Below are 12,832 nucleotides of genomic sequence, written 5' to 3' on the forward strand. Positions count from 1 at the left end.
CCCATGTGGGAATTCACCATACCGCTCATGGCCGCCGCGGTGCAGTCGGGCACACCGATCCTCTACGCCACTCTGGGCGAGATGATGACCGAGAAGGGCGGGGTGCTCAACCTGGGGGTCGAGGGGATCATGGCTGTGGCCGCCCTGGCCGCCTTTGTGACCAGCTTTGCCACAGGTTCGCCCTGGCTCGCCTTTCTGGCTGGCGGTACGGCTGGACTCCTCTTCGCCTCGCTCCACGCCTTTGTCTGCATCACCTGCCTTGGCAACCAGGTGGTTTCCGGCCTGGCCCTGACCATTCTCGGTCTTGGCGTGAGTACCTTTCTCGGCGTTCCCTACGTTGGGCTTGCCGCTCCCGGCTTCGATCCTTTCGCCTTCCCGCTGCTTTCGGCTATTCCCGTGGTCGGCGACATCTTCTTCCGCCAGGACATGCTGGTCTACATTTCTTTTGTCATTCCCTTGCTCTTTTGGGTCTTCTTCCGACGGACCAGTCTCGGGCTTCACGTCACGGCCACGGGGGAAATGCCCGCCGCTGCGGCTGCGGTCGGCCTTAAGCCCGTGGCCTTGCGCTATTTCGCAGTGCTGACTGGCGGATTTCTCATCGGCCTTGGCGGGGCGTATCTTTCGCTGGCCTATACCCATCTGTGGACCAACGGTCTTTCCGGTGGGCGCGGCTGGATCGCCGTTGCTCTGGTCATCTTTGCCTTCTGGCGGCCGGGCCGGGCAGTGATCGGGGCCTATCTCTTCGGCGGGGTGATGGCCTTTCAACTTCGACTTCAGGCCATGGGAACCCACATCCCGTCATCGCTGCTTCTGATGCTCCCTTACCTGCTGACCATTTTGGTGCTCATCTTCTCGGCTTGGCGCGGTCGCCGCATCGACGCCCCGGCCGCTTTGGGCACCAATATTGAGCCGGAGGCCTAGCCCATGTCCGAATTGCGCTATGTCCGGCCCGCTCGGGTGAGGGCGCTGCCCGATGGGGCCGTGCCCGTGGTCAGGCTTAAGGACGTGACCAAGCGTTTTGGCAAGGTGCTGGCCAACGATGCCATCAACCTTGATATCCACTGCGGCCGCATCAAGGCGCTTCTTGGCGAAAACGGGGCGGGCAAGTCCACCTTGATGAGCATGCTGGCCGGTCGCTACAAGCCCGACTCCGGTTCCATGGAGGTGGATGGTCACCCCGTGCGCTTCGAGTCCTCAAGAGACGCCATCGCCGCCGGGATCGGCATGGTCTACCAGAATTTCATGCTTGTGGATTCCATGACCGTGGCGGAAAACGTGCTGCTCGGCCAGGAGGGTGGGTTTTTCATCAAGCCGGACGAGATGGAGGCTCGGGTGGCCGCCTTGGCCGAGGAATACGGACTGGCCGTTGACGTTTCGCGGCGCATTAGCGACCTGTCCATGGGCGAGCGCCAATTGGTGGAGATTCTCAAGTTGCTTTATCGCAAAAGCCGCATTCTCATCTTTGACGAGCCCACGGCCGTGCTCACGCCCGAGGAGACCAACAGGCTCTTTGAAGCACTGTGGCGCATGACAGAGCAGGGCAAGTCGGTCATCTTTATCAGCCACAAGCTGGAGGAGGTCATTGCCCTGGCCGACGAGATTGCCATCCTCCGGCGTGGTCGAATTGAAGGCGAGCTGGACCCGACCGCCATCGAATCCAAGGCCGAACTGGCCTCGCGCATGGTGGGCAAGGAGGTGCTGCTTGAGGTGGACCGCCAACCTGTAGAGATCGGCGAGCCGGTGCTTGAAATCAGGGACATGACGGGCATTGGGCTGACAGATGTCAACCTGGAGGTGCGTCAGGGCGAGATCGTGGCCGTTGTCGGCGTGGCGGGCAACGGGCAAAAGGAGCTGGTGGAGGCCGTCACGGGGCTGGTCAAGCCGCCCGTTGACACCGTCTTCATCATGGGCCAGCCATGGCGCAAGTTCTTCGCCGAATCCACTTGGAATCGGTCCATGTGCTACATTCCCGAGGATCGGCTCGGTCTGGCCACCATGCGCAACCAGAACCTTGTGGACAACTTGCTGCTGACCACGCGCAAGGGGTTCGCCAGGGGGATGTGGCTCGACAAACGTCGTGCCGAGCGCGACACTGAGGAACTGATCAAGAAATACGATATCCGGCCAGGCCGTATTCATGCCCTGGCCTGGCAACTTTCCGGCGGCAACCTGCAAAAGGCCGTGCTGGCTCGCGAGTTGTACCGCCAGCCGCGCTTCATCGTGGCCGAGCAGCCCACTCAGGGGCTTGATGTTTCGGCCACCGAAGAGGTCTGGCGGCGGCTGCTCGAAGCACGCGAGATGGCGGGTGTTCTCCTGGTCACTGGCGATCTCAACGAGGCGTTGCAACTGGCGGACCGGATCGCCGTCATGTATCGCGGCCGCATCCTCGGCATGCTGCCCACTTCTGAAGAAGACACGCCAAGCCGCATCGGTCCGCTTATGGCCGGAGTTCTGGAATAGACCGACACGGCGGGGCTCACTATCCTGCGGGGGAACCAATGGAAAACGGTTTTTACACCGATTTCGACACCGAGAGCATCGGACATGGGCAGTCCCGCCACGACAAGGGGCGCACCCCTTTCGAGCAGGACCGAGACCGTATTATCTATTCTCCTGCCTTTCGGCGGCTCCAGTCCAAGACCCAGGTTTTTCTCTCGGGCGAGTTCGACTTTTATCGCACCCGGCTAACCCATTCCATCGAGGTCTCCCAGATCGGGCGTTCCATCGTCAACCATCTCAACCGCTCTGCGGCCGAGCTTGGCGACGGATTTCACATTGACCAGGATCTGGTGGAATCCATCTGTCTGGCGCATGACATCGGACATCCCTCATTCGGCCATGCCGGGGAGAGGGCGCTCAATGAGCTGATGCGCCCGTCCGGGGGCTTCGAGGGCAACGCCCAGAATCTGCGCATCCTGGTGGGCCTGTTCTACCGCCAGAAGGCGGTTTGGACCGGCATGAAGCCCACCAGGGCTTTTCTTGACGGGATGCTCAAGTACAAAACGCTGTTTCGGGATTCGGCCGACAAGGACAGGCATTTTCTCTACGACAACCAGGAGGAGGTGCTCGACTTCATCAGCCCGGGCATGTGCCTGCGTGATCTTTTCAACTCCGGGAAAGAACTGAATTCATTCAAATCATTGGAATGCAGGATCATGGACTGGGCCGATGACATCGCCTATTCGGTCCATGACCTGGATGATTCCATTCGTGCCGGATTCATCTCCATCAAGAAACTGCGCAATTGGCGGGACGAACAGGCACCCGGACTGGATACCGAGGACATTGGGTTTCTCGATGCCTTGTGCGATGCGGTCTTGAACGACGGTTTCGGCCCGTTTCTGGCGCGGCTTATCGGCCAGTTCATCCACGCTACGGCCCTGGTCCGCCGCGACAACCCGCTGGCCGAGAGGACAAATCGCTACCTATACGACATCTCGGTGCCTCCCGAGGTCGGTCAACGCTGCAAACTCATGCAGAAACTGGCCAGAGATCTGGTGTTTCGCACTCCGCAGGTGCATCAGCTCGAATACAAGGGAGGTATCATCCTGCGCAAGGTTTTTGCGGTTTTTGAGGATGAGTATGTCGGCAAGGCGAACTCCATCTTGCGGCTGCTGCCGGATCATTACCACGCGGCCATTCTCGGATGCGACGACCCGCACGGTCGCAGACGTATGCTTTGCGACTATATCTCGGGCATGACCGATGGATTCGTCGTCCGAACCCACAAGCGGCTTTTTGATCCCGGTTTCGGCTCCATAATCGACCTGATCTGAGGTGCAGGGCACTGGAAAGCCCCCTGTCACGCGACCGGGGGCTTGCAAGCTCGGAATCTGGAGTGGCTACTTGCCGCTTTCGCGGATGATGTCCACGTCGGACTGATTGATGATCACTTCTTTTCCTTCCTCATCCGTGAACGTGTAGGTCTCGCTCTTCATGTCGTACTTGGGCGAGCCTTGGGTGTTGAAGGTCCTACCCGTCTTGGTGGTGACTTCATAGCTCTTGCTTCCGCAAGCGGTCAGCGACAGGAGCATGGCAAGGGCCAGCATGGCGGCGAAAATTCGTTTCATGACATATCCCCCATGGTTGAGAAGGTCTAATATTGCTACCATACACGTTCACAGTTTCCCGGGGCAACAATTTTCTGTCAGCTCAGGTTGATTGGGCGATGCAGCAAGTGGAATGAACAAATGGGGCTCAGGCAGCATCCGAGTGATCGTTATCAGAGAAAAAGGTGGCATTTCCCGGCATCAGGATATCAGCAGCGTTGCCCAGGATGGCCTCAAGCTCTATAGTGGAGAGGCTAAGGCGTCGCCGGAGCTGCTCAATCTCGCAGCCCGGATCGAACAGGGGATAATCACTGCCAAAGAGGATACGGCGGCTGCCAAAGGCGCGGTAGAGGCGCAGCAACATGGCGTCGTCCACGAAATCCAGGGTGCTTGACGAATCCACCAGCACGTCCGTGGCCGCCAGATGTTCCAGGGCGTATTCCCAGTGGCGGTAACCGCCCATGTGAGCGGCGATCATGACCGGAGCCGGGAAGACCTTGCGCAATTGGGCAAGTTTTCTCGGGCATGAGGGATTGTCGTCGGGCGGCAGGGTGTCGCCAACATGGAAAAGGCAGACGAATCGGTCTCCGACCATTTCCATGACATTGTACAGTGCCGGATCGTCGAGTCGAAAACCCTGAAAATCCGGGTGGAATTTCAAGCCCTTGATCCCGTTTTCCTCCAGCCTGTCTAGCTCGTCTTCCATGGCCTTGAAGCCGGGATGAACCGTGCCGAAAGGGATGAGCCGGGGATGGTCCCGTTTGATGGACAGCGCCCAGTCGTTGGCCGGAATGACCTGGGCCGGGGTGGTGGCGGCGGTAAGGACCACGGCCGAGTCAAGATGCGCCCGGTCAAGCCGGTTCAGCAGATCGTCCAAGGTGCCGGTGCCCACCGGGGTGATGGTGTAGTGGTCATCCAGTTGAGCGAGTGCCTTTTGTGCGATTTTTGGATGAAAGGCGTGCATGTGGGCATCGATGAACATAGGCAAAGTGTGCCAGAGGCTCGGCAGGATGTAAACGCTTGTTTAAGGTGTTTCCGTTAAGAAAGCATCACGATCTTGATGAGTTTCAAGATAAAAGGGGGTGGTTTGTCAAAAGGGAAAGGGTGATCAGGCAAAGAGTTCACGCAGCCAGTCTGGTACGCGCACAGGCCTGCCGGTGGCGTCCACGGCGGCGTGTTCGGTCATGCCCGTGGCATGGAGTACGGTCCTGTCATGATTCATGACCTCGTAACCAAAGAGCATGGAGGCCCGGTTCCACCGAGTGATGCCGACATGGACGAGAATCTCGTCGTCAAATCGGACCGGGACGCGGTAGCGGCATTGGGCCTCGCGCACGGGCAGGATGATGCCGCGCCGTTCCACCTCGGCGTAACTCATGCCATGTTCACGAATGAAAAAACTCCGTGCGCGTTCGAAGATGTGCAGATATTCGGCATAGTAAAGAACGCCCATAGTGTCGGTTTCTCCATAGGAGACATAGTGGCGGTACCAACTGGACGAGGCCGGAAACTGTATGGCGGCGGTCATACCCGCATCCCCAAGGTCTTGAGGGCAAAGGGCAGCAGGTCATGCCCTTTGTCCAGGATCAGGCCGGTGCTTGCGGCCGTCTTTTCGCTGAATCCATCCACGCCCGAGGCTGGGCAGCCGGGGCCGTTGATGATGAAGGGGACCGGGTCCGTGGTGTGGGTGCGCTCGGCGATTGGCGTGAAGTGATCGCAGGTGACGATGAAGCCCACGTCGCGGCCCTTGAGGGCGGCCAGCAGCGGGGCGACGACACGGGCGTCGAAACGGTTGATGGCCTCGACCTTCTCGGCTGCGTTCCCGCCGTGACCGCACTCGTCCGGCCCTTCAAGGTGGACGAAGGCGAAATCGTTATTTTCAAGAAAGTTGAGGGTGGCGTCGACCTTGCCCTGATAATTGGTGTCGAGCAGGCCGGTGGCCCCTTCTATGTCAAGGACACGCATTCCCGAGGCATTGCCCAATCCCTTGATCAGGTCCACAGCCGAGATGACCGCGCCTCGCAGGCCGAAGATTTCGGCGAAGTCGGGTAGCATGAGGGGACGGCCCTGACCCCATGGCCATATGGCGTTGGCCATGCTCATGTTGATATCCCGATCGGCAAGCAGGTCGGCCGCCTCAAAGACGAGGTCCCAGAGTGGCGAGCTGCGGGAAAAGGCTCGCAGATCGTACTTGATGGGCTTGTCGGTGATATCGTGTGGCGGATTGATCTTGAGTCGGGCGTCATCGGTCAAGGCGCCGCCCTTCTGGACAAGCAGGTGTCGGTACTGGACGCCTGGATAAAAGACGTAGGTGTCGTTGCCAAGCTTTTGTTGCAGGGCCTCGATGACCGGGCGCGAAACCTCGGTGGAGATGTGGCCGGAGGAGTAGTCGCGCATGTAGCCGTCAATGGTCAGTTTGGAGACAGTGACCAGATTGAGCCGCCAGACAAGGTCGTCCGGGTCGAGGACGAGGCCCTGGGCGGCCGCCTCGATGGGACCGCGGCCGGTGTGGTGACGGGCCGGATCAAAGCCGAGCAGGGACATGTTGGCCACGTCCGAGCCGGGGGGCATGTCATCGGGCACAGTTTTGGCGCGGCCGACAATGCCGGTCCTGGCCAGCTCGTCCATATAAGGGGTGTGCGCCGCCTCCATGCAGGTTTTGCCGCCCAGTTCCTCGAGAGGCCAGTCGCCCATGCCGTCGGCAACAAGATAGAGAAGTTTCATGATGGTCCCGTTAGAGGATTCTGAAGCAGACGCAGGGTTCGACGCTGAAATCCAGGGCGTCCACTTCGGCGATGACGGCTTCGGCGGCCTCGGCCCGGGTCTCGTGACTGATGATAACCAGCGGAACGCCCTCGGCTCCGGCCTCGCCATCCTGCACCGCCTGGGCGATGGATACGCCGTGTTCAGCCATGGAACGGGCGATGGCTGCCATGACACCTGTTCGGTCGGCCACGGTGAATCGGAAATAGAACTTCGACTCCGATTCGCCCGGTGGCACGATGGCGGCCATTGAGATATGCTGGTTGCGAAAGCCCGTGTTGTCAAGCATGTGGCAACGACCGCCGGTCTGGCGGGCGAGGTTCATGATGTCGGCCAGCACGGCGCTGCCTGTCGGCAGATCGCCTGCACCCTGCCCGTGGAGCATGATAGGTCCAACCGCGTTGCCTTCCAGGCGGACGGCGTTGTAGTTGCCGCCCACTCGGGCCAGGAGATAGGTATAGGGCACCAGAGCCGGATGGACTCCCGCTTCGAGCCTGTCGTCCACCTTCTTGGCGTGGGCCAGCAGCTTGATCCGGTAGCCGAAGCGGCGGGCGAACTCGATGTCGAGCGGCGTGACTGTGGAGATGCCCTGCACGGGCAGAGTATCCAGGGGGTAGTCCACGCCGAAGGCCATGCGGATGAGAACGCAGAGCTTGTGGGCGGTATCGTGTCCTTCGATGTCGAAGGTGGGGTCCGCCTCGGCGTAGCCAAGAGCTTTGGCCTCGTCCAGTGCGGTGGTAAAATCCATGCCCTTGGTGGTCATCTCGGAGAGGATGTAGTTGGCCGTGCCGTTCATGATGCCGAGCATCTTGACGATCTCGTCGCCGGCCAGATTCTCCTTGAGGGTCTGGACAATGGGTATTCCGCCTGCGCAACTGGCCTCGAACATGAGTCCCGTGCCGCTGGCGGCAGCAGCCTCGAAGAGTTCCAAGCCGTCCACGGCCAACAGGTGCTTGTTGGCCGTGACAACATGCTTGCCCGCAGCGAAAGCCTTGAGGATCAGCGCCTTGGCCGTGTCCAGGCCGCCCATCAGCTCGACCACGATGTCAATGTCCGGGTCGTTGACCAAGGCTTCGGGATCACTGGTGAAAGTCACGCCCGGGCCGGGATCGAAGGAGCGCGTCTTGTCGAGATCCCGCACGAGTACGCGCCTGATCTCTATGCGTTTGCCCAGCCGCTTTTCAATGCGCTCTCCGTTTATGTCCAGTATCCGGGCCAGGCCGGTGCCGACGGTGCCGAAGCCGGCCAAGCCAAGTCGTATCACGTCCATGAAAACCTCGATTAGCCCTTTCCGAAGAATTTTCGGAGATTGCGCACTGCCTGATTGGTGCGGTGACGGTTCTCCACAAAACTGAACCGGACATGGTCGTCGCCGTACTCGCCGAATCCGAGGCCGGGAGAAACAGCCACCTCGGCTTCCTGCAGAAGCATCTTGGCAAACTCCACCGAGCCCATGTGGCGGAACTCCTCGGGAATGGGAGCCCATAGGAACATGGTCGCCTTGGGCGGGGTCACGGTCCAGCCGATGCGGTTGAGACCTTCACACAGGGCGTCGCGCCGGTCTGTGTACACGGACATGATCTCTTTCACCGCCTTGTCCATGTCCTCGGTGGTGAATTTTGGATTCTCGCCCAGGTCGCCATTGAGGGCGCAGGTGGCTGCAATCTGAATGGGCTGGTAGATGCCGTAGTCGAGATAGCTTTTGAGGCGGGTCAGGGCCTGAACCATGTCCGGGTTGCCCACGCAAAATCCCACGCGCATACCCGCCATGGAGTAGCTCTTGGTCATGGAAAAGAACTCCACGCCCACGTCCTTGGCCCCTTCGGCCTGCATGAAGCTCGGGGCGGTGTAGCCGTCAAAGACGAAGTCCGCATATGCAAGGTCGTGGATGACGAAAAGCTTGTGTTCGCGGGCGAAGTCCACAATGCGCTGGAAAAAGGGCAGCTCCACGCACTGGGTGGTCGGGTTGTGCGGGAAGTTGATGATCAGGAGCTTTGGCTTGGGCCATGTATGACGCACGGCTGTTTCCAGGTTCTCGAAAAAGTCCTGGCCGGGACCGATGGGCACCCTACGTACGTCGGCTCCCGCGATGATGGAGGCGTAAGGATGGATGGGGTAGGCCGGGTCCGGGGCGAGGACTACGTCGCCGGGGCTGAGCATGGCCAGCGCCAAGTGGGCTAACCCCTCCTTGGCCCCCATGGTCACACAGACCTCCTGGTTGTCGTCAAGGGAGACATCATAACGGCGTAGATACCAGTCGCGAATAGCCTTGCGCAGTCCCTTGATGCCCTTGGATGCCGAATACTTGGAGTTGCCGGGTCGATAGGCGGCTTCAGTCAGCTTGTCGAGGATAGGCTTGGGAGTGGGCACGTCGGGGTTGCCCATGCCAAGATCAATGATGTCCGCGCCCGCGTGGCGCATCTTCATCTTCAACTCGTTGACCTGGGCGAAGACGTAAGGGGGGAGCCTATCGACTCTCGCGAATTTGGACATGGCAAGAAACTCCTGAAATAAGTATGGGTGCAAGAGTAGATTTCTTACTCTCGACGCCTTGGCCTGTCAAAATGAAATTCCGAGGCCTTTGGCATCGCATCTTGACCTTGTGGTCGCTTTTTCATACTTTTCATTTTTTACTCGTGCATTGTCGAGGCTTCCTGCCACACACTTCCCAAGGAGCGAATTTCATGGTCCAAAAATCGGAAACCATCTGGTTTGATGGCAAACAAGTCCCCTGGGACGAGGCAAATGTCCACGTCCTGACCCATACACTGCACTATGGTGCCGGCGTCTTCGAAGGCATCCGGGCCTACCAGTGTACCGACGGCAGCTCCGAGGTCTTCCGGCTTGAAGAGCATATGATCAGACTGGTCAACTCGGCCAAGATACTGGGCCTCAAGGTGCCCTACAGCGCCGCCGAATTATGCGATGCCGCCATTGAGACCCTGATGCGCAACAAGCTGGCCGGAGCCTATCTGCGCCCGCTCGTCTTTATCGGCGAAGGCGTCATGGGGGTGCATCCTGGCAACAATCCCATCCGCACGGTCATCGCCACATGGCCTTGGGGCGCGTACCTGGGTGACGAGGCACTGGAAAAGGGCATCAAGATCAAAACCAGCACCTTTGCCCGCCATCACGTCAATGTGATGATGACCAAGGCCAAAGCCTGCGGCAACTATGTCAACTCCGTGCTGGCCAAGACCGAGGCCGTGGCCGACGGCTACCACGAAGCCGTGCTGCTGGATACCACCGGCCATGTGTCCGAGGGGTCTGGCGAGAACATTTTCATGGTGGTCAACGATGTCATTTACACCCCGCACTCCGATGGCGTTCTGGGCGGCCTGACTCGCGACTCGATCATCAACCTGGCCACGGACCTGGGCTACGAGGTCCGCGAGGAGCCCATCACCCGCGACATGCTCTACATCGCCGACGAGGTCTTCTTTACCGGCACAGCGGCCGAACTCACCCCGGTCAGTTCCATTGATCGCCGCGAGATCGGCGAGGGCAAGGCCGGGCCGGTGGCAAAGCTGCTTCAAACCGAGTATTTCAAGATCGTCAAGGGTGAGAACCCCGACTACGAGCACTGGCTTCACCGCTACACCATCTAGTGGCAAGTCGGCCCGTCATCTGCTAGACAAGGGGGAAATCCGGCGCGGCTGGTCGGATTTCCCCCAATCCCATGCGCTGTTGTCGAAATTTGCGGCCGCGCACAAGCATCAGGCAGACTTATGAGCACATCGAATCTCACCGCCAAATACAGGCCCCAGACCTTTGCCGAGGTCGCCGGGCAGGAAGCCATCAAGGCGATCCTCTCGCGGGCCGCGCAGCAGGACCGCATCGCTCCGGCTTATCTTTTTTCTGGGACGCGGGGGGTGGGCAAAACCACCATCGCCCGTATCTTCGCCAAGGCCCTCAATTGCGTTGATTCACCTACGGCCGAGCCGTGCAACCAGTGCTCCAACTGCAGGCAGATCACGGCCGGGGTGGCCGTGGATGTCATAGAGATCGACGGGGCCTCCAATCGGGGCATCGATGACGCCCGCCGTCTCAAGGAGGACATCGGGTACGCTCCGGTGGAGTGCCGCTACAAGGTCTTTATCATCGACGAGGCGCACATGTTGACCAAGGAGGCGTTCAACGCGTTGCTCAAGACCCTTGAGGAGCCTCCGCCGCGTGCCACCTTCATCATGGCCACCACAGAGCCGCACAAGTTTCCAGCCACCATCGTCAGCCGCTGCCAGCACTATACCTTCAAGATGCTCTCCCAGCAGGGACTTGTGGATCATCTGGAAAAGCTCATGAACGCCGAGGCGCTGCAATACGAACCGGGTGCCCTCCAGATTATTGCCAAGCGCGGTGCGGGCAGTGTGCGCGATTCCATGTCGCTGCTTGGTCAGGCCCTGGCCATGGGCGAGGAGGTGCTGCGCGAGGAGAGTGTGCGCGGTTTTCTCGGGCTGGCCGGGCAGGATGTGTTTTTGCGGCTCATGGAGGCCATGTATTCACGCGATCTCGTGGCCGTGGGGCTGGTTCTGCGGCAGGTTTTGGATCAGGGGCTTGATCTTGGGTTCTTCCTGCGCGAGCTGACCACCTGCTGGCGCAACATGTTTCTGCTGCGGCAGGCCGGGCCCGAAGCCCTGCCACTGCTCGGCCTCTCGGATGACGAGAGCCGGGCCTGGATGGACTGGGCCGTGAAGTTCGCGCCTGCCCACATCCATGCCTGTTGGCAGATGACCCTCGACGGCCAGCGCAAGGTCATGACCAGCCTTGAGCCCGCTTTGGCGCTGGAACTGCTGCTTTTGAACCAGACCTGTCTGCCCGACCTGATTGATCTTCAGGCCATGGCCGGTCCGGGGCCCAAGGATGGCGGTTCTGGACAGGGAACACCGCCGCGCCGCGTTCCGGGATCCGGGCCGGGCCATGCCGGACCATCCGGCCAGGGACAGCGGTTCGAGCCGCCCCGGCCGGTTTCTTCAGCCCCTTCGCAGCAAGCGGCCCAGCGTCCGGCACCGTCCGCTCCCCAGGGCCGGGCTCCCGGCGGGGCCGGGACGGCGAGCGACCCGGAAACCCCGGCAGGGGAACCCCCAGCGGACTCGCAGGAATATCGATCAGGCGCTGCCATGCCCCAGGTTGAAACACGGGTTCCAGCGCCCGCCGCGCCACAGGAGCAGATACCGCCGTCCTATGACCAGGGACCGCCAGAAGACCGGGACTGCCCGCCCGAGATGACGGATCAGGCAACTGACCATGCCCAATGGGAGGCGCCGCTTCAGCCCCCAGCTCCGTCCCGACAGGCAGGTCGGCGCGACTGGAGCGGCTTTCTTGATTTCGTCGCCGAGCGCAACGGCCAGGCCGGGGTTCGGGTGGCCATGCTCCGCCTGACCGAAGGCCATCTGGGAAAGTCCGAGCTGGTCATACGCTGCAAGTCCCGGATGCACTGCTCGCAACTGACTGACAATGCAACATTTTCATCCCTTGCAGCCCTGGCCGGGGAGTATTTCGGCCCCGAGGTTGAACTTCGGGTGGAAACAGGTGATATTGCCGTCCCCAAGACGGACAGACAGCTTCAGGAAGAGGCCGAGCGGCATCCGGGCGTTCTCAAGGTGATGGAAGCCTTCAGTGCGCAGATGCTTTCGGTGAGCCACCGCAGGCAGTAATCGACATTCATCGGGCATGGCCCATTCAGACACTACGGAGATTATCATGAGAAACATGAACGAGATGATTCGTCAGGCGCAGATCATGCAGCGCAAGATGAGCGAGAAGCAGGAACAGCTCAAGTCCATGACTGTTGAGGCGGCGAGCGGCGGCGGCATGGTCAAGGTCACGGTCACTGGCGGCCAGGAACTGGTCGGGGTGTCCATCGAACCGAGCGTGGTCGAAGCCGGAGACGTGGAGATGCTCCAGGATCTGGTCCTGACCGCGGCCAACGAGGCCCTCAAGAAATCCAAGGAACTCATGGAGAAGGAACTCTCGGCCGTGACCGGCGGGTTGAACATCCCCGGAATGTTCTAGGAGACGGC

The 12,832-nt window shown here is 60.3% G+C and carries 12 protein-coding genes; 6 read left to right on the forward strand and 6 right to left on the reverse strand.

Features of this window, described 5'->3' with window-relative positions; all coding sequences use genetic code 11:
- Positions 1-3: 3 nt before the first annotated feature.
- From GKC30_RS10940 to dgt, 3 genes are read left to right on the forward strand one after another with little or no spacing between them, the layout of a single operon-like run.
- Positions 4-921 carry an ABC transporter permease gene (locus GKC30_RS10940; protein ID WP_155934776.1) on the forward strand — a complete coding sequence of 306 codons (918 nt, stop codon included), beginning with the start codon at positions 4-6 and terminating at the stop codon, positions 919-921.
- 3 nt (positions 922-924) lie between these two features.
- Positions 925-2,460 carry an ABC transporter ATP-binding protein gene (locus GKC30_RS10945; protein WP_155934777.1) on the forward strand — a complete coding sequence of 512 codons (1,536 nt, stop codon included), beginning with the start codon at positions 925-927 and terminating at the stop codon, positions 2,458-2,460.
- A 38-nt stretch (positions 2,461-2,498) separates the two neighbouring features.
- A complete protein-coding gene (dgt, locus tag GKC30_RS10950) occupies positions 2,499-3,776 on the forward strand; it encodes a dGTP triphosphohydrolase (RefSeq protein ID WP_155934778.1) in 1,278 nt (425 codons plus the stop codon).
- A 66-nt stretch (positions 3,777-3,842) separates the two neighbouring features.
- Here the strand turns inward: dgt and GKC30_RS10955 are convergent, their stop codons facing one another.
- The 6 genes from GKC30_RS10955 to GKC30_RS10980 all read right to left on the reverse strand — a co-directional run bounded on the left by GKC30_RS10955 (position 3,843) and on the right by GKC30_RS10980 (position 9,305).
- A complete protein-coding gene (locus GKC30_RS10955) occupies positions 3,843-4,070 on the reverse strand; it encodes a YgdI/YgdR family lipoprotein (protein ID WP_155934779.1) in 228 nt (75 codons plus the stop codon).
- 127 nt (positions 4,071-4,197) lie between these two features.
- The gene (locus tag GKC30_RS10960; protein ID WP_155934780.1) at positions 4,198-5,031 is read right to left on the reverse strand and encodes an amidohydrolase family protein; all 834 of its coding nucleotides are present in this window, start codon (positions 5,029-5,031) and stop codon (positions 4,198-4,200) included.
- 126 nt (positions 5,032-5,157) lie between these two features.
- Positions 5,158-5,577, reverse strand: coding sequence for an acyl-CoA thioesterase (locus GKC30_RS10965; protein WP_155934781.1), 420 nt, complete (start codon positions 5,575-5,577; stop codon positions 5,158-5,160).
- Complete coding sequence (locus tag GKC30_RS10970; protein ID WP_155934782.1) at positions 5,574-6,773, reverse strand: cofactor-independent phosphoglycerate mutase; 1,200 nt, start codon at positions 6,771-6,773, stop codon at positions 5,574-5,576. Before GKC30_RS10970 ends, GKC30_RS10965 begins: the two co-directional genes overlap by 4 nt.
- Before the next feature lie 10 nt (positions 6,774-6,783).
- Complete coding sequence (locus tag GKC30_RS10975) at positions 6,784-8,082, reverse strand: homoserine dehydrogenase (protein WP_155934783.1); 1,299 nt, start codon at positions 8,080-8,082, stop codon at positions 6,784-6,786.
- Between the two features lie 11 nt (positions 8,083-8,093).
- On the reverse strand, positions 8,094-9,305 hold the full coding sequence (locus GKC30_RS10980; protein ID WP_155934784.1) for an aminotransferase class I/II-fold pyridoxal phosphate-dependent enzyme: 1,212 nt from the start codon (positions 9,303-9,305) through the stop codon (positions 8,094-8,096).
- A gap of 191 nt (positions 9,306-9,496) precedes the next feature.
- Between GKC30_RS10980 and GKC30_RS10985 the strand changes: the two genes are divergently transcribed.
- The 3 genes from GKC30_RS10985 to GKC30_RS10995 all read left to right on the forward strand — a co-directional run bounded on the left by GKC30_RS10985 (position 9,497) and on the right by GKC30_RS10995 (position 12,824).
- Entirely contained in the window at positions 9,497-10,420 is a 924-nt protein-coding gene (locus GKC30_RS10985; protein ID WP_155934785.1) for a branched-chain amino acid transaminase, read from the forward strand.
- Between the two features lie 120 nt (positions 10,421-10,540).
- On the forward strand, positions 10,541-12,466 hold the full coding sequence (gene dnaX / locus GKC30_RS10990; RefSeq protein ID WP_155934786.1) for a DNA polymerase III subunit gamma/tau: 1,926 nt from the start codon (positions 10,541-10,543) through the stop codon (positions 12,464-12,466).
- 46 nt (positions 12,467-12,512) lie between these two features.
- Positions 12,513-12,824: a YbaB/EbfC family nucleoid-associated protein gene (locus GKC30_RS10995; RefSeq protein WP_155934787.1), complete on the forward strand. Its 312-nt coding sequence runs from the start codon at positions 12,513-12,515 to the stop codon at positions 12,822-12,824.
- Positions 12,825-12,832: the final 8 nt, after the last annotated feature.

The sequence above is a fragment of the Pseudodesulfovibrio alkaliphilus genome (assembly GCF_009729555.1).
In the GTDB taxonomy this organism is placed as follows: domain Bacteria; phylum Desulfobacterota; class Desulfovibrionia; order Desulfovibrionales; family Desulfovibrionaceae; genus Pseudodesulfovibrio; species Pseudodesulfovibrio alkaliphilus.

What these genes read in the sequence shown, in the direction of transcription:
- GKC30_RS10940 (WP_155934776.1), top strand. Translation starts at nt 4, where the DNA reads ATGTGGGAATTCACCATACCGCTCATGGCCGCCGCGGTGCAGTCGGGC.
- GKC30_RS10945 (WP_155934777.1), top strand. Translation starts at nt 925, where the DNA reads ATGTCCGAATTGCGCTATGTCCGGCCCGCTCGGGTGAGGGCGCTGCCC.
- dgt (WP_155934778.1), top strand. Translation starts at nt 2,499, where the DNA reads ATGGAAAACGGTTTTTACACCGATTTCGACACCGAGAGCATCGGACAT.
- GKC30_RS10955 (WP_155934779.1), bottom strand. Translation starts at nt 4,070, where the DNA reads ATGAAACGAATTTTCGCCGCCATGCTGGCCCTTGCCATGCTCCTGTCG.
- GKC30_RS10960 (WP_155934780.1), bottom strand. Translation starts at nt 5,031, where the DNA reads ATGTTCATCGATGCCCACATGCACGCCTTTCATCCAAAAATCGCACAA.
- GKC30_RS10965 (WP_155934781.1), bottom strand. Translation starts at nt 5,577, where the DNA reads ATGACCGCCGCCATACAGTTTCCGGCCTCGTCCAGTTGGTACCGCCAC.
- GKC30_RS10970 (WP_155934782.1), bottom strand. Translation starts at nt 6,773, where the DNA reads ATGAAACTTCTCTATCTTGTTGCCGACGGCATGGGCGACTGGCCTCTC.
- GKC30_RS10975 (WP_155934783.1), bottom strand. Translation starts at nt 8,082, where the DNA reads ATGGACGTGATACGACTTGGCTTGGCCGGCTTCGGCACCGTCGGCACC.
- GKC30_RS10980 (WP_155934784.1), bottom strand. Translation starts at nt 9,305, where the DNA reads ATGTCCAAATTCGCGAGAGTCGATAGGCTCCCCCCTTACGTCTTCGCC.
- GKC30_RS10985 (WP_155934785.1), top strand. Translation starts at nt 9,497, where the DNA reads ATGGTCCAAAAATCGGAAACCATCTGGTTTGATGGCAAACAAGTCCCC.
- dnaX (WP_155934786.1), top strand. Translation starts at nt 10,541, where the DNA reads ATGAGCACATCGAATCTCACCGCCAAATACAGGCCCCAGACCTTTGCC.
- GKC30_RS10995 (WP_155934787.1), top strand. Translation starts at nt 12,513, where the DNA reads ATGAGAAACATGAACGAGATGATTCGTCAGGCGCAGATCATGCAGCGC.